The following is an 18,302-nucleotide window of genomic DNA, read 5'->3' on the forward strand; positions in this document are numbered from 1 at the left end:
AGGAATCAGTGGATTACATGAGGTGATCAAAAAATGATCGCTGCAGTGGAGGCCTTGATTCATAGGGTCTGGGTGACCTTTCTCTCAGCTTATCCACAGGCAGCTCCACAGCCATTGTGGGTAACGCATCCACAACTCAGTGACAACCTGATGACGTCCAAACCCGCTGCGCGCTATGGTGGAGAATGCCGTGACGCCGCGCCAGCGCCTTGCGATCCTGACTGTAGCCACCGCCGATAACCCCCATCACCGGGATATCCCTCCCCAGGCAATGACGCATCACGCTTTCATCCCGTGCAGCCACGCCTTCGTCTGTCAGCTTCAAGTAACCGAGCGCGTCATCCTTGTGCACGTCGACACCGGCGTCGTACAGCACCAGATCCGGTTGATACAACGGCAGCAGATAATTAAGCGTGTCATCGACAATTTTCAGGTAGTCAGCATCGCCCATTCCCTTGGGCAGTGGGATGTCCCAGTCGCTTTCGGCCTTGCGTGCAGGAAAGTTTTTTCGCAATGCAGGGAGACGGTGATCGCGTCCGGGGTGTTGTGCAGGATGCGTGCGGTTCCGTCGCCCTGATGCACATCACAGTCGAAGATCAGCACCCGGTTCACTCGGCCGCTTTCCAGCAGGTAATGGCTGATCACAGCGAGGTCATTGAAGATACAAAACCCCGCCGGGTAGTCGTAATGCGCATGGTGCGTGCCGCCAGCCAAGTGGCAGGCCAGGCCATGCTCCAGCGCCTGCTCAGCGGCCAGCACCGAGCCGCCGACCGCACGCACCGTGCGCCTGGCCAGGGCTTCGGTCCAGGGCAGGCCGAGGCGCCGCTGGTCCTCTCGGGACAACTCGCCGCTCATGTAGCGTTCGATATAGGCAGCGTCATGTGCGAGGGCGAGAATCTCGGGTGGACAGAGTTCCGGACGCAGCAGGTCTTCGTCCCGGGTCAACCCGCTGTCCACCAGGTGATCGCGCAGCAGGCGGAACTTGTCCATCGGGAAGCGGTGTTCCGCCGGGAACTCGGGGCTGTAGTCTTCGTGGTAGATCAACGGCATCGGCATAGCAGGATTTTCAGAACGGCGGGCAGGAATGCAGGAAGGATCCTACCAGCGTTGTAGACTGGTGACATGGGAAGGGGAGAACACGATTGGAGCCAATACTGGAACTTGAGAGTGCGCGATTGTTGCTGCGCCAGTGGCGTGACGAGGATTTGCCGGCGTTTGCGGCGATGTGCGCTGATCCTCAAGTGATGCGCTATTTTCCCGCTCCCCTGAGTCGATTGGAAAGCGCTTCGCTGATTGGCCGGGTGCGGGGGCATTTTGCCGAGCACGGTTTTGGTCTTTGGGCGCTGGAGCGCAAGGACACCGGAGCATTCATCGGGTTTACCGGTTTGGGTGTGGTGGGTTTCGATGCGCCATTCACTCCCGCCATCGAAATCGGCTGGCGCCTGGCCCGTGAACACTGGGGCCTGGGGTACGCCAGTGAAGCGGCCTGGACCGCTCTGCGCTGCGGTTTTGACCGTCTCGCGCTGGACGAGGTGGTGTCGTTTACCAGCGCGACCAACACGCCCTCGGAAAAAGTCATGCAGGCGATCGGTATGCGGCATGATCCGGCAGATGACTTCGAGCACCCCAAACTCGCGGCGGGCCATCCTCTGCGCCACCATGTGTTGTACCGCATCAGCCGTGAGCAATGGCTGCAAACCTTGCATGGCTAAGCCGGCCCGGACGTTTACAATGGCACCCATGATGGCCCCGGCCAGAACCTGAATGGGCCGTTGCAGCCGAGACTGCGCGGCATTGCGTTGTGTGAGGAGAGTCTGAATGAGCCACGTGTTGGAAGATCTGGTCGACTTGCTGACCCTGGAACCGATCGAGGAAAACCTGTTCCGTGGCCGTAGCCAGGACCTGGGCTTCCGCCAGCTGTTCGGTGGCCAGGTGCTCGGTCAGTCCCTGTCTGCCGCCAGTCAGACGGTTGAAGAAGCGCGGCATGTGCATTCGATGCATGGTTATTTCCTGCGTCCGGGGGATGCCGGATTGCCAGTGGTCTATCAGGTGGATCGGGTGCGCGACGGCGGCAGTTTCAGTACGCGTCGGGTCACGGCGATCCAGAAGGGCCACCCTATTTTCACGTGCAGCGCCTCGTTCCAGTACGACGAGAAAGGCTTCGAGCACCAGCGCGAAATGCCAGTGGTGGTTGGCCCGGAAAACCTGCCTTCGGAACTGGAATTGACCCAGCAGCGTGCTCACCTGATCCCCGAGCACATGCGTGAAAAATTCCTGTGTCCCAAGCCGATCGAATTCCGACCGGTGACCGGGGAAGATCCCTACAACCCCAAGCCTGCCGATCCGGTCAAGTACGTGTGGTTCCGCGCCGACGGTGCATTGGCCGATACCCCGGCGCTGCACAAATACCTGCTGGCCTACGCTTCGGATTTTGGTCTGCTGACCACTTCGCTGCTGCCCCATGGCAAGTCCGTGTGGCACAAGGACATGCAGGTCGCCAGCCTCGATCACGCCTTGTGGTTCCATGCGGACCTGCGTGCCGATGACTGGCTGCTGTACGCGATGGACAGCCCTTGGGCCGGCAATTCTCGCGGTTTCTCCCGGGGCAGCGTGTTCAACCGTGCCGGGCAACTGGTGGCGTCGGTTACGCAGGAAGGCTTGATCCGCCACCGCAAGGATTGGACATGAGCCTGACCGACGTACGCCACTGGGTGTTCGACATGGACGGAACCCTGACGGTGGCCGTCCACGATTTTGCGGCCATCCGCGTGGCGTTGGCGATCCCGGCTGCGGACGACATACTCACACACCTGGCGGCATTGCCCGCCGACGAAGCGGCAGCCAAGCACGCCTGGTTGCTGGAGCATGAGCGGGATTTGGCATTGGGTTCGAAGCCGGCGCCGGGTGCCGTGGAGCTGGTGCGCGAGCTGGCGGGGCGCGGCTATCGACTGGGAATTCTCACGCGCAACGCGCGGGAGCTGGCGCATGTGACGCTGGAAGCCATCGGCCTGGCCGACTGTTTTGCCGTGGAGGATGTGCTGGGCCGTGACGAAGCACCGCCCAAACCGCATCCGGGCGGCTTGTTGAAGCTGGCTGCGGCCTGGCAGGTTCCAGCTAGCGAGATGGTGATGGTCGGTGATTACCGCTTTGATCTGGATTGCGGCCGGGCGGCGGGAGCGCACACGGTACTGGTGAATTTGCCGGATAACCCGTGGCCTGAATTGACCGATTGGCACGCGGCGGATTGTGTCGAGTTGCGGCGGATGTTGTTGGCTTGAGATTGTGGTGTCTGAGAGGTCCCCTCGCGAGCAGGCTCGCGAGCTTTTTCACTGATCGAACAAGGCTTTTTGCCCTTCCACCGACATCAACATCTCTCCACCGTTGTGACCAACCCCAGGCACTTCCACCAGTTGTTGGTTCAACCCCTGGGGATGACGGCGCTTGAGGTATTCAAAGTAGTTGCGTCCACGGGCCAGTCGGTTGGCGCCCTGGGCCCTGGCTTCGCAACCCTTGTCCAGTGCCGGATGATTCGGATCGATGTCCTGCTGGCCCAGCAGATAAACGATGTCGCGCTGAACGTAGTTTTCCTCCAGTTGCGCAGGCGTTTGTCCTTCGGCATAGGCCGGTAAATCCGACAGGCCATACTTCCAGCGATTGAATGCCGGGCAACCGGCATGGCTGAAGGCTACGGGCCGTCGTTCATCGAAATAAGCATAGGAAGACGGGTTGGCAATGACGTAGCGCACGTGCACACCCGCCGCCTGAAGTTCCGGCTGGTCATGACTGAGCAATGCATAGCGCTGGACCACCTGGGCGCCGCCGGAGTGGCCGACAATCACGACATCCTTCACATCGGGAAACTGCCGGCGATCGCCGAGCCGGGCGATGATCTGATCCAGCGCAGCATAGGAACTCAGGGCGAAAGGTGCTGTGGATGAGCCGCCGGCCATCCAGTCGTTGCCCTGCCAGCGCAGAACGGTGTCGGCCACAGGATGGCGTTCCACGTCGGTTTCATTGAGAAACTGCGGGGCGATGACCAGAGTATTGGCACTTTGTCCCGCCTGCTCCGTCGCGCGCTCGGCGTTCTGGCGATAGGTTTCGGCATTGCGCAATCGCCCATGGAGGACGATCAGCACGCGCTCGATTTTCCCTGGCGCCGGACCGATGCCCACCGCCATCTCGCCTTCTTTCAACAACAAGCGTCCGGGGCTGATTTCCTTGACTCCCTGCCCGACAGCCTGGGTACTTGCAGTGGTCAACAACAGGATCAACAGCCACTTTTTCATCTACAGGTTTTTCGCCGCAAAGGTATCGCACTGGCCCACCTGGCCTTGCGCAAATCCGGTTTTGAACCAGCGCACTCTTTGCGCTGATGTGCCATGGGTGAAGGAGTCCGGTACCACGCGGCCCTGGCCCTGCTGCTGCAAACGGTCGTCGCCGATGGCGTTGGCGGCGTTCAAGGCTTCCTCGATGTCACCCGGCTCCAGCCAGTTGAGGCGTTTCTGTGCATGATTGGCCCACACGCCGGCCAGGCAATCCGCCTGTAACTCCTGACGCACCAGCAAACCACCATCGCCTTCCATTTGCCGGCCCTGTTGGCGGGCCGCCTGAATTTTCGCCGAAACACCGAGCAAGGTCTGAACGTGATGTCCGACTTCGTGGGCAATCACGTAGGCTTGGGCGAAGTCGCCTGCGGCGGCAAAGCGTTGCGACATTTCCTGGAAGAATGACGTGTCCAGGTACACCTTCTGGTCTGCCGGGCAATAGAACGGGCCGGTCGCCGACGTGGCAAGACCGCACGCCGAGTTCACCCGGCTGCTGAACAGCACAAGGGTCGGGTCTTTATACTGACGACCAGCTTGCTGGAAGATATCGCGCCAGGTGTCTTCGGTGTCACCCAGGATCGATCGCACGAACTCCGCGCCTTCATCGTTGGCCGGTGGCGCCTGGCGAGTTTGCGTCGAGGTGGGTGCCGATTGCTCGCTCATCTGGCCGGTGAGTTGTCCGAGGATCTGCAGCGGGTCCTGGCCAGTGATCCAGCCGATCCCGACAATCAGCAGGATTGCCGTCAGGCTCAGTCCCTTGCCACCACCGAAGCGCATGCCGCCCCCACCACTGCCGATGTTATCGCCACGGGCGTCGACCACGTTGTCGCTGCGCCTGCCTTTTCTCCATAGCATGTGGGAATCCTCTGCTGGTCCGTGGGATGAGTGTTGCTGCTGTGTGGGAGTGGCGCCAGTCCGGTCGTCCGGCTTTTACCGCACCGGTGCGCATCGTCGACTTGTAGGAACGTGGATCGCCCCTCAAATTCCCTTAAGCGCGGGGTTTTTATCTTCGTTTGATAATCGGCTGGAACATCTGGCCAAAGCGGCCCCGTCACGGTTACGGTATGCGTACGACGTCGCGGGTTCGCAATGTCTTTATGATCTGTGGAACACAAGGAATACCTGATGACCGTCAGCACCCCGCTTTCCGGTGTAAACCAGCCCTTCAAAGGGATTCTGCTGATTGTCTTCGCTACCTTCCTCTTCTCCAGTCATGACGCCTTCTCGAAATACCTGTCCGGGTTCTATCCCATCGTCATGGTGGTCTGGGCGCGTTATGTGGTTCACACCTTATTGATGGCTGGCATTTTCCTGCCACAGTCCGGGCTGCGAGTCCTGCGCACAAAACGGCCGATGCTGCAGTTGATACGGGCGTTATGCCTGCTGGGCACCAGTCTGTTCTTCACCACTGGACTGCTGTACATCCCATTGGCGGAAGCCACGGCGGTCAACTTTCTTGCGCCGGTACTGGTGACGGCCCTGTCGGTGCCGTTACTGAAGGAGCGTGTCACCCGGGGACAGTGGATCGCCGTCATCTGTGGATTTATCGGGGTGCTGATCATTGTTCACCCTGGCGGTGATCTGTTCACGCCGGCGGTGTTGCTGCCGTTCTGCTCGGCGATGTTTTTCTGCTTCTATCAGTTGCTGACCCGCAAGCTCAGCAGCGTCGACAGCCCGACAACCAGCAACTTCTTTGCCGGGTTGTGCAACACCCTGGTGATGAGCGCGCTGGTGCCGTTCTTCTGGCAAGTGCCCAGCGTGACGCATGGCTTGATGATGGTGGCGCTGGGGGCCTGCGGGATGACGGCGCATCTGTTTCTGACCCAGGCGTTTCGCTTCGCCGCGCCCGCGCTGCTGGCGCCGTTCGGCTATTGCCAGATCATTTTCGCCGGTTTGCTGGGTTGGCTGCTGTTCTCCCACACCCCGACCCTGACCACGGTGATCGGGATTGCGGTGATCTGTTGCAGTGGGTTGGCGGCAGCGTGGCAGCAGAGTCGGCGGTAGAAAGATCGCTTGCGGGCCGTATTGACCCTTATGGGAGCAGCCGGTCGACGCTCACGGTGCGATTCGTCAGGCGAAGTTGTAGGAAATTGGTAAGCGTGAGGCTAAACCCGCGCCGCGCAGCTTCCTTCGCTTTGCGGCGCGGCTCATAATCGCCAGCTTGTACAGTGATGGCCGTGAGCCCGCGATGACCGTGATTTCAGATCTTTCCGCAGCGCCGGACGAACCTTTGGCCGAGCCTCGCAAAAGTCGCAAGAACAACCCGGAAAAGACCCGCGAGAACATTCTTCAGGAAGCCATTGTCGAGTTCGTCCAGCAGGGCCTTTCCGGAGCCCGTGTCGACGCGATCGCCGAGCGTATCCACACCTCAAAGCGCATGATCTATTACTACTTCGGCAGCAAGGAGCAGTTGTATCTTGAGGTGCTGGAGAAACTCTACGGCGACATTCGCAGCACCGAAAATCGCCTGCACCTGGCCGAACTGGCGCCGGTCGACGCGATTCGGCGATTGGTCGAATTCACCTTCGATCACCATGATCGCAATGTCGATTTCGTGCGCATCGTCAGCATCGAGAACATTCACAACGCCGAGTATGTGAAACGCTCCGATGCGATCAAGGCGATGAACAGCACTATCCTCGATTCACTGGGTGAGGTTCTGCAGCGAGGCGCGCTGGAGGGTGTGTTCCGCTCGGGGCTCGAGCCGCTGGATGTGCATTTGTTGATCAGCTCGTTCTGTTTCTATCGTGTGTCGAACCGGCACACGGTCGGTGAGATCTTCGAGATCGAGTTGCCGGACGAGCGCATCAAGCAGCGTCATCGGCAGATGATTTGCGAGTCTGTGTTGCGCTATCTGCAAGCCTGAAGATTTTTCGTTCAGCGTGGCAGTTGTTCGAGCAGAAAGTCGATAAATGCCCTGAGCCGCAAAGGCATATGACGGCTTTGCGGGTAGAGCAGGGTGAAAGGACGCGAACGGCCGCCGTAGGCTTTGAGAACTTCCACCAGAGACCCGTCGGCCAATTCCTTCTCGACAATAAACCGATAGGTCTGAAACAGGCCTGCCCCGTGTTTTGCCAGGGTCACCCCGCCCAGAACGTCGTCGGAACAACTGAGATTGCCCTCGGCGAGAATCTCGCGCTGCCCCCCGTTTTCATTGAATAACCAAGCGATGCGCCGTCCGCTGCTGGGTAGCTCGAATTGAATGCACTCGTGCTGCTTGAGGTCATCCAGGGTCTGCGGCGTGCCCGCGCGCGCCAAGTAGGCGGGGGCGGCGATCATCACCAGTTCTGCATCTTCCAGTTGGCGGGCGATCAGGCCGGAGTCTGGAATCGCCCGCACGCGGATGACCATGTCATAGCCTTCGCCGACAAAGTCTATGTTGCGGTTGCTGATGTGCGACTCGACTTTGACCTGGGGAAAACGTTCTCGAAAGGCCGGGAGCAACGGCAGGATGCGGTGATGGGCATAGGTGGTGGGGATGCTGATGCGCAAGGTGCCTGAAGGCTCCTGCTGTTGGCCCATCACCTCGCGTTGCGCCTCGACCAGTTGTGCCAATGCCTGACGACACTCCTCGTAATACCGGCGGCCGCTGTCTGTCATTTTCACGCTGCGGGTGGTGCGTGCGAATAAGCGGACCCCCAGGCGTTCCTCCATGCGCGATACCGAGCGGCTCACCGCTGCCGGCGTAACGCCTGCCACCAGCGCCGCAGCGGTAAAGCTGCCGGCCTCGGCGGCTAGGCAAAACAGTTCGATGCTACCTAGCTGAAGATCGTCGAATGTGCGCTGCATGATTGATTACACCGGGGATCAAATTGGGAACCTGACGCAGTGTTTATCAAATAACCGAAAGGATTGCTTACCATTTTTGCGTGCAATCGTCCGGCTCACCAGGGCATCCACAGCTAGCCTGAATGACGATCGACGAGCGCAGATCGACGCCGATTATCGGATTTCTCATGGAAAGATCAGTCTCCGGACTCAATAACCTAACGGATGGGTTAGTATGAAATTGTTCAGCTACAAAGGCCTTTCGGTCGTGATCATGTTGCGCGATGAACATTGTCCGCCCCATGCACATGTGGACGCCGGTGCCTGGAGCGCACGCTTCAAGTTCAGCTACTGGCATAACAGCGTCGAACTGTGGGATGTGGTTCCCGTGTACAACCGGCCGCCTGTAGCTGTTCTGGAAGACTTGCGTCTCGCACTCGGGCAGCCGGCCCATTTGCGACGCGCCCGTTCGGTCTGGTGGGACAAGTTGCAAACGGTCTGCCTCGACCATCAGGTGTGGGACTGGCAGACCAGCGAAGTCGTGGTTGTGAAACGCATTGCCACCACGACCTACATGATTGACTCGGCCTGCTATGAGCCCGAGACAAACAAGACCCTGCTGGCGCTGTTGGGCGCTGCGCAAGGGGTGGAGATCCAACTATGAAAACAATAGAAGCCGGGACGCTGGTTGATCGACCCGTCACCGAGTCCTTGCTGGATGAGGCCATTCAGCGTGGGCAAATGCGCCGCAAAAACAGTTTGCAAGTCACGTCGGTGACGTTTGCAGAACCGTGCCTGGTGCTCGGTTTCATCGATGGCAGTGGCGTACTGCTGCCCGTGCGCAATTATGTGGAATTCGATGATTTCGAGGTCGATGATTTCGCGGGGTTGACCGTCGGGTTTTCCGGGACTGCCTTGTGTCATGAAGGCAAGGATCTGCAGGTGTCCATCGCCGGGTTGATCTCGGCGAGCAAGCCGTTGATGGACATGGCGGCCTCAGTGGTCGCCTCGCGCAATGGGCGCCAGAGCAGCGCTGCCAAGGCCGAGGCCGCCCGGGCCAACGGTCGCAAGGGCGGGCGTCCGCGAAAGACAGAAGTCACCGAATGAGCGCGCACAAAAAAGCCGTCGCAATGACGGCTGATTTGTAGTGCACGGTGGCAATCAACGTCGGGTCAACAACACCCCGGATTCCATGTGGTGGGTCCACGGAAACTGGTCGAACATCGCGCAGCGGGTGATGCGATGGGTGTCGTGCAACTGGGCGATGTTGTCCGCCAGGGTCTGCGGGTTGCAGGAAATGTACAGAATATTGTCGAAGCGTCGGGTCAGTTCGCAAGTGTCCGGGTCCATGCCGGCACGTGGCGGGTCGACGAAGACGCTGCCGAACTCGTAGCTCTTGAGGTCGATGCCGTGCAGTCGACGGAACGGACGGACTTCGTTAAGCGCTTCGGTCAGCTCTTCGGCGGAAAGGCGCACCAGCGTGACGTTATCCACAGCATTGTCGCTGAGGTTGCTCAGGGCTGCGTTGACCGAGGTCTTGCTGATCTCGGTGGCCAGCACTTTGCGCACGCGAGTCGCGAGGGGCAGGGTGAAGTTGCCATTGCCGCAATACAGCTCCAGCAAATCGTCAGTGCGCTCGCCCAATGCATCGTAGGCCCAATTGAGCATCTTCTGGTTGACCGTGCCATTGGGCTGCGTGAATGCACCTTCCGGTTGGCGGTAGCTGAATGTGCGGCCACCGACCTCGAGCTGTTCGACCACGTAGTCGTGACCGATCACTTCGCGTTTGCCCTTGGAACGACCGATTACACTGACGTTCAGGTCGGCCGCCAGCTTCGATGCTGCTGCATGCCAATGCTCATCCAGAGGGCGGTGATAGCACAAGGTGATCATTGCGTCGCCGGCGAGGGTGGTTAGGAACTCCACCTGAAACAGCTTGTGGCTCAGGGCCGAACTGGCTTGCCAGGCGGCCTTGAGCTGGGGCATCAATTGGTTGATGCGCAGGCTGGCAATCGGAAATTCTTCGATCAGGATCGGCGTGCGTTTGTCTTCCTGGGAGAACATTGCGTAATGGCGTTCGCCGGCTTCACGCCACAGGCGGAACTCGGCGCGCAGGCGGAAGTTCTTCAGCGGTGAGTCGAACACCGCAGGCGCGGGTGCATCGAAAGGTGCCAGCAGGCCACGCAGACGCGTGGCTTTTTCTTCGAGCTGGACGGCGTAAGCCTGGGAATCAAAAGTCATGCGTTGAACCAACCCAACTTGATCACGAACAGAATCGACAGGATCACCAGCGCCGGGTTCAGCTCACGACCACGACCGGAAAGCAACTTGATCGCGGTCCAGGAAATAAAGCCGAAAGCGATGCCATTGGCGATGGAGTACGTGAATGGCATGGCCAGGGCAGTCACTACCACTGGCGCGGCTACCGTGATGTCTTCCCAGTCTATTTCGGCCAGGCCGGACGTCATCAGTACGGCGACGAACAGCAGCGCCGGTGCAGTGGCGAAAGCCGGGACGCTGGCGGCCAGCGGCGAGAAGAACAGCGCCAGCAGGAACAGGATCGCAACCACGATAGCGGTCAGGCCGGTGCGGCCCCCGGCACTGACGCCGGCGGCCGATTCGATGTAACTGGTGGTGGTCGACGTGCCCAGCAGCGAGCCGGCCATGGCCGCGGTGCTGTCGGCGATCAGCGCGCGGCCCATTTTTGGCATGTGGCCGTCCTTGCCCATCAGGCCGGCACGCTTGGCAACGCCGATCAGGGTGCCGGAGTTGTCGAACAGGTCGACGAACAGGAAGGCGAAGATCACGCTGACCAAGCCGATGTCCAGTGCGCCCTTGATGTCCAGTTGCAGGAAGGTCGGCGCCAGCGACGGCGGCATCGACGTCACGCCGCCAAACTCGGTAAAACCCATCAGGATCGAAACGATGGTCACGGTCAAAATGCCGATCAACACGGCGCCGCGAACGGCCAGGGCTTCGAGAGCAACGATCAAGGCAAAGCCGAGCGTCGCGAGGATCGGTGCCGGTTGTTTCAGGTCACCCAGGCCCACCATGGTTGCCGGGTTGCTGACGACGATGCCGGCGTTGTGCAGGGCAATCAGCGCCAGGAACAGGCCGATACCGGCGGCGATCGCCGAGCGCAGCGGCAGCGGGATGCTGTTGATGATCCATTCGCGGATGCGGAAGATCGACAGCAGAAAGAACAGCACCGCGGAAATGAACACCGCCCCCAGCGCCACTTGCCAGGTATGACCCATGTGCAGGACCACGGTGTAGGTAAAGAAGGCGTTGAGGCCCATGCCCGGCGCGAGGGCGATCGGGTAGTTGGCGATCAGGCCCATGACCGTGGAGCCGATGGCGGCTGCCAGGCAGGTCGCGACAAAGACGGCGCCCTTGTCCATGCCGGTCTCGCCGAGGATGCTCGGGTTGACGAACAGAATGTAGGCCATGGCCAGGAAGGTTGTGATGCCCGCCAGTATTTCGGTGCGCACATTGGTGTTGTGTGCCTTGAGTTGAAACAGCCTTTCCAGCATGTCTGCTCCCCGTGGCGCGCCCGGCGCCGTGAATGTATCGACCTCAACAGCAAAGCACAGACCGTTCCAGATGCCTGGGATTTTTCTGCGGGTCGGAAAAAGCCGCGCATCATACCAGCAGCGTAGCGTTGTGGCTGCTCAAGGCGGTGATCGTCGTCGATGTTTTGCGTTAAAGCCAAGTGCGCCATACTGCGCGCTGGATTTTGGGGGCGGGAATGACATGAAAAAGAGTTGGATCACCTTGTTCGGCGCTTTCGCGGCCTTCTCGCTGGGAGGGCAGGCCGCTATGGCTGCTTCGGCTGCGCCGTTGAGCCAGGTCAAGGTGCTCAAGGTCGAATCGCCGGCCTGTGGTTTTGAGAGCATCGATCCAGGGCAGGAACGGACTCGCTGCGATCACAGTGGGCCGAACATCAAGGTCTATGTGCTGGAGGTCGGTTACGGGCGCGCAGCCCAGGTCGGGCTCGACGGTTTTACGGTCAATGGTACGCGCACGCCGGTCTGCGCCTTCGATAACGGCAACCTGACCGAATGCACGGTTGGCAGAAGAACTGTCGGCTACCTGTACGTCTTTGATCTGGCCGGCAAGCAGGAAGGCACCTTCACCTTCAGCAACACCTCCATCAACGCGCCGGGCAACACGATGTCGACGCAGCTTTACATCAAGTAACGGCGCGCTTGAACAAGGGTCAGCAAAGCTGGCTACGCTTTAAGGATCATCCTGCGGATTTCGCCCATGACCTATAGAGCTTTGATTCCCCTCGCCGAGGGCATCGACGACCTGCAAGCCGTGACCCTGGTCGACGTCTTGCGCCGCGCAAAGGTAGAAGTGGTAGTCGCCAGTATCGAAGGGCGACGCATGCTCACCTGTGCCCGCGGCACCCGCATCACAGCTGATGCGATGCTGGTCGATGTACTGGCCCAGCCTTTCGACCTGATCGCATTGCCTGGGGGAGCGGTAGGTGCGCAACATCTATCAGCCCATCAACCCTTGCAACAATTGATCAAGGATCAGGTGAAGGCCGGTCGACTGTTCGCTGGTATCGGCGAAGCTCCGGCCCTGGCGTTGCAAGCGAGCGGCGCCTTGCGCCAGCGCCGCATGACCTGCCTGCCGTCAATTAGCCACCAATTGTCCGGCTGCAACTTCGTCGATCAACCGGTGGTGGTCGATGGCAACTGCGTAACGGCCCAAGGCTCGGGGAGCGCTCTGGAGTTTGCCCTGACATTGGTGGAACAACTTTGCGGCAAAGCCACAAGAGCGGCGGTGGCGGGGGAATTGGTGGTGTAGGCAGGCGTGAACAGCGAGCCGTTCGATGACCGGCTGCTCCTGCTGCTCTGCTTGCCAGAGATCACAGGGTCCGGGCTGACCGTGCATGACGGTGCAGTACGCGCGAAAGTTGCGAGCGTGCAAAGCCCAGGTGGCGGGCTGGTTATCCTCTGATCAATCTCCTTGAACGCTCAAACACCCCCGAAGTCGTACCCCTTATGACGGCGGTTTGCGAAAACGCCGCGAACGTACGACCAACCGTGAGGTGTATATGAACGCGACCCTTCCCGACGCGACGCCGCCGTCGTTTGTCCGTCATCCGTTGGCGCTGATACTCAACGGCAAGGAGGTCCGGCTTGAAGTCCTGCCCTGGACCACACTGCTGGATATGCTGCGCGAGCAACTGGACTTGATCGGCACGAAAAAGGGCTGCGATCACGGCCAATGCGGCGCCTGCACGGTGCTGCGCGATGGCAAGCGCGTAAACGCCTGCCTGACGTTGGCAGTGATGTGCGAGGGGGCCGAAGTCACCACCGTTGAAGGCCTGGCCAGCGGTGACGAGTTGCACCCCATGCAGCAAGCCTTTATCAAGCACGACGCCTTTCAATGTGGTTATTGCACGCCAGGGCAAATCTGCTCGGCGGTGGGCCTGGCCACTGAAGGACGGGCGCAATCCAGTGCGCAGATTGCCGAAATGATGAGTGGGAACCTCTGCCGGTGTGGCGCCTATAGCAACATCCGTGCAGCAATTGAGGAAGCGCTGCCAGCCTGCCGTCAACGCGCCGGGCAGGGAGGAGGCCAATGAACCCTTTCCATTACAGCAAGCCCGCTTCAGTGCAAGAGGCCGTTCAACTCGCCGGTCCGGCGTCGCGCTTCATCGCAGGCGGTACGAACCTGCTGGACTTGATGAAGGAAAACGTCGCGCGCCCGGCGCAACTGATCGACATCACCGGGCTTGCACTCAACGAAGTCAGTGAAACAGCCACGGGCGGGGTGATGATCGGCGCGTTGGTCAGCAACGCCGACCTGGCGTGGCACCCCTTGATAGAACAACGTTACCCAATGCTGTCGCAGGCAATACTTGCGGGCGCCTCCCCGCAATTGCGCAACATGGCCAGCACGGGCGGCAATTTGTTGCAGCGTACGCGCTGCTATTACTTCTATGACGCCAGTGTGCCGTGTAACAAGCGCGAGCCGGGTAGTGGCTGTCCGGCGCGGGCAGGACTCAACCGTATTCACGCGATTCTGGGCGCCAGTTCGCAGTGTGTGGCTACGCATCCTTCGGACATGTGTGTTGCACTCGCCGCCTTGTGCGCGACGGTCCACGTCCAGGGGCGCAGCGGTGTACGCAGCATTGAGTTCGCCGATTTCCACCGCCTGCCAGGCGATACCCCTGAGCGGGATAACCAACTGGCGGATGACGAGCTGGTGACGGCAATCGAGCTGCCAGCGGCAGGTTTTACCGAGCACAGCCATTACCTGAAAATCCGGGATCGTGCGTCCTATGCCTTTGCCCTGGTATCAGTCGCGGCGGCACTTGATTTGTCTGGGCCGATCATTCGTGAGGCACGCCTGGCGGTCGGCGGTGTGGCGCATAAACCCTGGCGCGATGAAGCGGTAGAGACCGCCCTGGTGGGCAAGGCAGCCACGCAGGAAACCTTCAGCGTTGCGGCTAACGCCTTGCTGCAGAACGCCGAACCTCTGGATCACAACGCTTTTAAAGTGGCACTGGCGCGTCGAGCCATCATTCGCGCCCTGAGCACTGCCGCGAAGGGAGGGCACGCCTGATGAAGACTTCTACCCAACCTGTGGGGCAACCGGTGGATCGCGTCGAAGGACGCCTCAAGGTCACCGGCCAGGCACGTTATGCCGGGGAGTTTCCCGAACAGGGGTTGCTACACGGCAGTGTCGTTTCCAGCAATATCGCCTGCGGCCGCGTGATCCGCATCGATGCGTCGAAAGCCTTGGCGTTGCCCGGCGTGGTCGCAGTGATCGACCACACCAATCGGCCAAGCGTCGCCGGCTACGACGAGCCTTACGAAGACGCGGATTCGGCCGAAGGATCTCCGTTTCGCCCGCTGTACAACGACAAAGTGTTGTACAGCGGGCAGCCCCTGGCGTTGGTGGTCGCGGATAACCTGGAACTGGCTCGGCATGCCGGCTCATTGATCACCGTTGAATACGAAGCCGAACCACACCAGACCGATCTGTTGAGCCTGCAAGGCCAAGCCTATCCGGCGCCAGCCGAACTGCCAAAACCTCGTGGGAATTTTCAGGCTGAGTTTGCCGGTGCCGCCTTGAGTCTGGACCTTAACTACAGCACGCCGATCGAACACCACAATCCGATGGAACCGCATGCCAGTACGGTGCTTTACCAGGCCGATGGCAGCCTGCACATTCACGACAAGACGCAAGGCACGCAGAACTGTCAGTCGTATGTGCAGAAGGTATTTGGCCTGGAGAAGGATCAGGTCAGAGTATTCGCAGCTTATGTCGGCGGGGCGTTCGGGTCCGGCCTGCGTCCGCAATACCAGCTTCCGTTGGCGGTGATGGCGGCGTTACATCTCAAGCGTTCCGTCCGCGTGACCCTCACTCGCCAGCAGATGTTCACCTTCGGCTATCGCCCGCGCACCCTGCAACGCCTGCAATTGGGCGTAGCTGCGAACGGGCGTTTGCTCGCCCTGGCGCACACCGCCATTGGCCAGACTTCGCGGTTCGAAGACTTCACTGAACATGTGGTCGAGTGGAGCGGCATGCTTTATCACTGCGACCATGTGCAGCTGGACTACAAGCTGCTGCCACTCGACGTTTATACGCCACTGGACATGCGCGCTCCCGGTGCGGCGCTGGGGCTCATCGGCCTGGAGTGTGCGATGGATGAAATAGCCTGCGCATTGGCGATTGATCCCGTGCAATTGCGCTTGCTCAATTACGCCGAGCGCAACCAGAACGAGGACAAACCTTACTCCAGCAAGGCGTTGCGTCAATGTTATGCCCAGGGTGCCCAGCGTTTTGGCTGGGACCAGCGCAATCCTGAGCCACGCAGCATGCGTCAGGGCCAGCAGTTGGTAGGTTGGGGCATGGCCGGTGGCGTCTGGGAGGCGATGCAGCAGAAGGCCAGTGCGAAGGCATCGCTCGATCAACAGGGCAAGCTGACGGTCAGCAGCGCGACCACTGACATCGGCACCGGAACCTACACGGTGATGACGCAAATCGCGGCGCAAGCGTCAGGCGTCCCTTTGAAAAATGTCACCTTTGTCCTCGGCGACTCTTCATTGCCGAAGGCACCCTTGCAGGGTGGCTCGTTCACCGTATCGTCGGTCGGCACGGCCGTGCAGCAGGCCTGTGAGGCGTTGAAGGAAAAACTGCTGGCCGTGGCGCGTCAGACGTCGGCGCAATTCAGCAGCGTAACGGCTGAGCAGGCTGTTTTCGAAGCGGGCCATTTGTCGTTTGGTGAAGCACAAATCGATCTTGCCGAGCTGGTCCGAAGCAGCGGTGAAGCGTTGATTGAGGTCCAGGTAGATGCCGAACCTGATCAACAACGTGAAGCCTACGCCACTGCAACCCATTCCGCCGTGTTTGTGGAAGTGCTGGTGGACGAGGATTTGGGTTCGGTGAAGGTCAATCGCGTGGTCAGCGCCATCGCCGCAGGTCGGGTGGTCAATCCGAAAATGGCGCGTAGCCAGATCCTGGGCGGGGTAGTGTGGGGCATCGGCATGGCGTTGCACGAGGAAACACAAACCGACCATGCATTGGGGCGGCACATGAACCACAGCCTGGCCGAGTATCACATCCCGGTGAACGCCGATATCGGCGACATTGACGTGCTGTTCGTCGAAGAACACGACAAAATTGTCAATGCGCTGGGTTCAAAGGGCGTCGGCGAGATCGGCATTGTCGGGGTGGCGGCGGCGGTCGCCAACGCCATCTACCACGCCACCGGCAGACGGGTGCGGGACTTCCCCATCACCCTCGACAAGCTGCTCTAGACCTTGGCTTCTTCAGCCGGCACATGCATGCGGTCACGATTGGCCAGGGTCGGGAATAGCTTGATCCAGACCCCGGTCACTACCAATGTGCCAAGTCCGCCCATGACCACCGCCGGCACGGTGCCGAACCAATGGGCCGTGACGCCGGATTCGAACTCGCCCAACTGGTTGGAGGCGCCGATGAACAGGCCATTCACGGCGCTGACCCGGCCGCGCATCTCGTCCGGTGTTTCCAGTTGCACGAAGGAGGCCCGGATCACCATGCTGATCATGTCAGCCGCGCCCAGTACGACCAGGACCGCCAGGGAAAACCAGAACGAAGTCGAGAGGCCGAAGGCGATGGTCGCGACTCCGAACACGCCGACAGCGGTAAACATCACCCGACCGACATGGCGATCCACGGAGAACCGCGCCAGCCACAGCGACATCAACAATGCCCCCACCGCAGGAGCCGAGCGCAGCAGACCTAGCCCCCACGCCCCTGTCAGCAGGATGTCCTTGGCGAACACGGGCAGCAGCGCGGTTGCTCCGCCCAGCAGCACGGCAAAGAGGTCCAGGGAAATCGCGCCGAGAATGTCCGGACGGCTGCGGATGAAGCGAATGCCGGCCAGCAGAGAGTCCAGGGTCGCCTTGCCCTTGTTCAGCGGTGTCTGCCGAGCCGGCAGGTTAAGCATCAACGCGCAGGCGATGACGTACAGAACAACCGTAGGCCCATACACCCAGACGCTGCCAAAGGCGTAGAGCAAGCCGCCGAGGGCCGGGGCGACGATGGTCGCCGATTGTTGCGCCGACTGCGCCGCGGCGACGGCTCGGGGGAACAACGCGGGGGGCACGATGCTTGGCAGTAGCGCCTGGGTCGTCGGCATCTCGAACGAGCGGGCCGCACCGAGCAGGAACGCGAGGATGAAGATCATTTCCCGGGTGACGTGGCCCGTGGCCCCACCAATGGCCAAGGTCAATGCGATCAGCGCTTGCAGCGACTGGCAGATCGCCGCGACCTTGCGTCGATCATATCGGTCCGCGACATGCCCGGTGTGCAGCATGAACAGAACCCGGGGAGCGAACTCCACCAGGCCGACCAGGCCCAGGTCCAGCACGTTGCCGGTCAGCTGATAAAGGTTCCAGCCGATGGCCACGGTGAGCATCTGGAAGCCGCTGGCGGTAAAAACCCGGGCCAGCCAGAACGCAATGAAAGGACGATGATGACGTAACAGCAAAGGCGCTTGGCTGGGCATCAGAGGCAGATCTTGAGCAAAGGGAACGGCGAGATTATCACCTACCTGTAACCAAAAGTTGCCGCTGTGAAAAATTTGTTAGCAAGACATCTATCTCTTCAAATCCTATGAGGCAACCTGTCACGCGGCAAAAGACCACACCGTCCATCGCCGAAAATCGGACTACTCTTTGATACAAGCTTGATCCA

18 protein-coding genes and 1 pseudogene are annotated in these 18,302 nt (G+C 60.3%); 12 read left to right on the forward strand and 7 right to left on the reverse strand.

The genetic code is table 11. The features are described from left to right. Nucleotides 1-136: 136 nt before the first annotated feature. Nucleotides 137-1,056, reverse strand: a pseudogene (locus AB4N33_RS25330) (histone deacetylase family protein). Between the two features lie 86 nt (nucleotides 1,057-1,142). Between AB4N33_RS25330 and AB4N33_RS25335 the strand changes: the two are divergent. From AB4N33_RS25335 to AB4N33_RS25345, 3 genes are all read left to right on the forward strand, one after another. Further along, the gene (locus AB4N33_RS25335) at nucleotides 1,143-1,712 is read left to right on the forward strand and encodes a GNAT family N-acetyltransferase (protein WP_460120646.1); all 570 of its coding nucleotides are present in this window, start codon (nucleotides 1,143-1,145) and stop codon (nucleotides 1,710-1,712) included. 106 nt (nucleotides 1,713-1,818) lie between these two features. Next, nucleotides 1,819-2,688: an acyl-CoA thioesterase II gene (gene tesB, locus AB4N33_RS25340; protein WP_476458487.1), complete on the forward strand. Its 870-nt coding sequence runs from the start codon at nucleotides 1,819-1,821 to the stop codon at nucleotides 2,686-2,688. Then, nucleotides 2,685-3,278 carry an HAD family hydrolase gene (locus tag AB4N33_RS25345; RefSeq protein ID WP_476458488.1) on the forward strand — a complete coding sequence of 198 codons (594 nt, stop codon included), beginning with the start codon at nucleotides 2,685-2,687 and terminating at the stop codon, nucleotides 3,276-3,278. Before tesB ends, AB4N33_RS25345 begins: the two co-directional genes overlap by 4 nt. Nucleotides 3,279-3,326: 48 nt before the next feature. On the opposite strand, the gene AB4N33_RS25350 is transcribed toward AB4N33_RS25345, so the two are convergent. Next, nucleotides 3,327-4,286: an alpha/beta hydrolase gene (locus tag AB4N33_RS25350; protein WP_460140869.1), complete on the reverse strand. Its 960-nt coding sequence runs from the start codon at nucleotides 4,284-4,286 to the stop codon at nucleotides 3,327-3,329. Beyond that, nucleotides 4,287-5,180 (reverse strand): KPN_02809 family neutral zinc metallopeptidase, encoded by an 894-nt coding sequence (gene ypfJ, locus AB4N33_RS25355; protein WP_460120653.1) that lies wholly within the window; start codon nucleotides 5,178-5,180, stop codon nucleotides 4,287-4,289. Nucleotides 5,181-5,450: 270 nt separating this feature from the next. On the opposite strand from ypfJ, the gene AB4N33_RS25360 reads away from it, so the two are divergent. Beyond that, entirely contained in the window at nucleotides 5,451-6,329 is an 879-nt protein-coding gene (locus AB4N33_RS25360) for a DMT family transporter (RefSeq protein ID WP_460120655.1), read from the forward strand. Between the two features lie 184 nt (nucleotides 6,330-6,513). After that, nucleotides 6,514-7,191 carry a TetR/AcrR family transcriptional regulator gene (locus AB4N33_RS25365; RefSeq protein ID WP_460120656.1) on the forward strand — a complete coding sequence of 226 codons (678 nt, stop codon included), beginning with the start codon at nucleotides 6,514-6,516 and terminating at the stop codon, nucleotides 7,189-7,191. Nucleotides 7,192-7,202: 11 nt separating this feature from the next. On the opposite strand, the gene AB4N33_RS25370 is transcribed toward AB4N33_RS25365, so the two are convergent. Further along, nucleotides 7,203-8,114: a LysR family transcriptional regulator gene (locus AB4N33_RS25370; RefSeq protein WP_460120658.1), complete on the reverse strand. Its 912-nt coding sequence runs from the start codon at nucleotides 8,112-8,114 to the stop codon at nucleotides 7,203-7,205. 214 nt (nucleotides 8,115-8,328) lie between these two features. On the opposite strand from AB4N33_RS25370, the gene AB4N33_RS25375 reads away from it, so the two are divergent. Then, nucleotides 8,329-8,757 (forward strand): DUF4160 domain-containing protein, encoded by a 429-nt coding sequence (locus tag AB4N33_RS25375; RefSeq protein ID WP_476458489.1) that lies wholly within the window; start codon nucleotides 8,329-8,331, stop codon nucleotides 8,755-8,757. After that, a complete protein-coding gene (locus tag AB4N33_RS25380; protein ID WP_460120662.1) occupies nucleotides 8,754-9,200 on the forward strand; it encodes a DUF2442 domain-containing protein in 447 nt (148 codons plus the stop codon). The genes AB4N33_RS25375 and AB4N33_RS25380 overlap by 4 nt, the downstream gene beginning before the upstream one ends. Before the next feature lie 54 nt (nucleotides 9,201-9,254). On the opposite strand, the gene trmA is transcribed toward AB4N33_RS25380, so the two are convergent. Both trmA and AB4N33_RS25390 read right to left on the reverse strand, forming a co-directional pair. Next, nucleotides 9,255-10,334, reverse strand: coding sequence for a tRNA (uridine(54)-C5)-methyltransferase TrmA (trmA, locus tag AB4N33_RS25385; protein WP_476458490.1), 1,080 nt, complete (start codon nucleotides 10,332-10,334; stop codon nucleotides 9,255-9,257). Then, the gene (locus AB4N33_RS25390; protein WP_460120666.1) at nucleotides 10,331-11,626 is read right to left on the reverse strand and encodes an NCS2 family permease; all 1,296 of its coding nucleotides are present in this window, start codon (nucleotides 11,624-11,626) and stop codon (nucleotides 10,331-10,333) included. The genes trmA and AB4N33_RS25390 overlap by 4 nt, the downstream gene beginning before the upstream one ends. Nucleotides 11,627-11,846: 220 nt before the next feature. Between AB4N33_RS25390 and AB4N33_RS25395 the strand changes: the two genes are divergently transcribed. The 5 genes from AB4N33_RS25395 (at nucleotide 11,847) to AB4N33_RS25415 (ending at nucleotide 16,879) form a co-directional block, all read left to right on the forward strand. Further along, nucleotides 11,847-12,293 (forward strand): DUF4879 domain-containing protein, encoded by a 447-nt coding sequence (locus tag AB4N33_RS25395; RefSeq protein ID WP_460120668.1) that lies wholly within the window; start codon nucleotides 11,847-11,849, stop codon nucleotides 12,291-12,293. 66 nt (nucleotides 12,294-12,359) lie between these two features. Further along, nucleotides 12,360-12,911, forward strand: coding sequence for a DJ-1 family glyoxalase III (locus AB4N33_RS25400; protein WP_476458491.1), 552 nt, complete (start codon nucleotides 12,360-12,362; stop codon nucleotides 12,909-12,911). Between the two features lie 250 nt (nucleotides 12,912-13,161). Beyond that, nucleotides 13,162-13,695, forward strand: coding sequence for a (2Fe-2S)-binding protein (locus AB4N33_RS25405; RefSeq protein WP_476458492.1), 534 nt, complete (start codon nucleotides 13,162-13,164; stop codon nucleotides 13,693-13,695). After that, nucleotides 13,692-14,678 carry an FAD binding domain-containing protein gene (locus tag AB4N33_RS25410; protein WP_476458493.1) on the forward strand — a complete coding sequence of 329 codons (987 nt, stop codon included), beginning with the start codon at nucleotides 13,692-13,694 and terminating at the stop codon, nucleotides 14,676-14,678. The genes AB4N33_RS25405 and AB4N33_RS25410 overlap by 4 nt, the downstream gene beginning before the upstream one ends. Beyond that, a complete protein-coding gene (locus AB4N33_RS25415; RefSeq protein ID WP_476458494.1) occupies nucleotides 14,678-16,879 on the forward strand; it encodes a xanthine dehydrogenase family protein molybdopterin-binding subunit in 2,202 nt (733 codons plus the stop codon). The genes AB4N33_RS25410 and AB4N33_RS25415 overlap by 1 nt, the downstream gene beginning before the upstream one ends. Here AB4N33_RS25415 and AB4N33_RS25420 read toward each other — a convergent pair. Next, nucleotides 16,876-18,114, reverse strand: a complete 1,239-nt coding sequence (locus AB4N33_RS25420) for an MFS transporter (protein WP_460120677.1) — start codon at nucleotides 18,112-18,114, stop codon at nucleotides 16,876-16,878. The two genes, AB4N33_RS25415 and AB4N33_RS25420, sit on opposite strands and share 4 nt — an antisense overlap. Nucleotides 18,115-18,302 lie beyond the last annotated feature (188 nt).

This window comes from Pseudomonas sp. S1_E05 (assembly GCF_056337105.1).

Bases quoted from the DNA above. Each gene is read 5' to 3' on its own strand.
- tesB (WP_476458487.1), top strand. From the start codon at position 1,819: ATGAGCCACGTGTTGGAAGATCTGGTCGACTTGCTGACCCTGGAACCG.
- AB4N33_RS25345 (WP_476458488.1), top strand. From the start codon at position 2,685: ATGAGCCTGACCGACGTACGCCACTGGGTGTTCGACATGGACGGAACC.
- AB4N33_RS25350 (WP_460140869.1), bottom strand. From the start codon at position 4,286: ATGAAAAAGTGGCTGTTGATCCTGTTGTTGACCACTGCAAGTACCCAG.
- ypfJ (WP_460120653.1), bottom strand. From the start codon at position 5,180: ATGCTATGGAGAAAAGGCAGGCGCAGCGACAACGTGGTCGACGCCCGT.
- AB4N33_RS25360 (WP_460120655.1), top strand. From the start codon at position 5,451: ATGACCGTCAGCACCCCGCTTTCCGGTGTAAACCAGCCCTTCAAAGGG.
- AB4N33_RS25365 (WP_460120656.1), top strand. From the start codon at position 6,514: ATGACCGTGATTTCAGATCTTTCCGCAGCGCCGGACGAACCTTTGGCC.
- AB4N33_RS25370 (WP_460120658.1), bottom strand. From the start codon at position 8,114: ATGCAGCGCACATTCGACGATCTTCAGCTAGGTAGCATCGAACTGTTT.
- AB4N33_RS25375 (WP_476458489.1), top strand. From the start codon at position 8,329: ATGAAATTGTTCAGCTACAAAGGCCTTTCGGTCGTGATCATGTTGCGC.
- AB4N33_RS25380 (WP_460120662.1), top strand. From the start codon at position 8,754: ATGAAAACAATAGAAGCCGGGACGCTGGTTGATCGACCCGTCACCGAG.
- trmA (WP_476458490.1), bottom strand. From the start codon at position 10,334: ATGACTTTTGATTCCCAGGCTTACGCCGTCCAGCTCGAAGAAAAAGCC.
- AB4N33_RS25390 (WP_460120666.1), bottom strand. From the start codon at position 11,626: ATGCTGGAAAGGCTGTTTCAACTCAAGGCACACAACACCAATGTGCGC.
- AB4N33_RS25395 (WP_460120668.1), top strand. From the start codon at position 11,847: ATGAAAAAGAGTTGGATCACCTTGTTCGGCGCTTTCGCGGCCTTCTCG.
- AB4N33_RS25400 (WP_476458491.1), top strand. From the start codon at position 12,360: ATGACCTATAGAGCTTTGATTCCCCTCGCCGAGGGCATCGACGACCTG.
- AB4N33_RS25405 (WP_476458492.1), top strand. From the start codon at position 13,162: ATGAACGCGACCCTTCCCGACGCGACGCCGCCGTCGTTTGTCCGTCAT.
- AB4N33_RS25410 (WP_476458493.1), top strand. From the start codon at position 13,692: ATGAACCCTTTCCATTACAGCAAGCCCGCTTCAGTGCAAGAGGCCGTT.
- AB4N33_RS25415 (WP_476458494.1), top strand. From the start codon at position 14,678: ATGAAGACTTCTACCCAACCTGTGGGGCAACCGGTGGATCGCGTCGAA.
- AB4N33_RS25420 (WP_460120677.1), bottom strand. From the start codon at position 18,114: ATGCCCAGCCAAGCGCCTTTGCTGTTACGTCATCATCGTCCTTTCATT.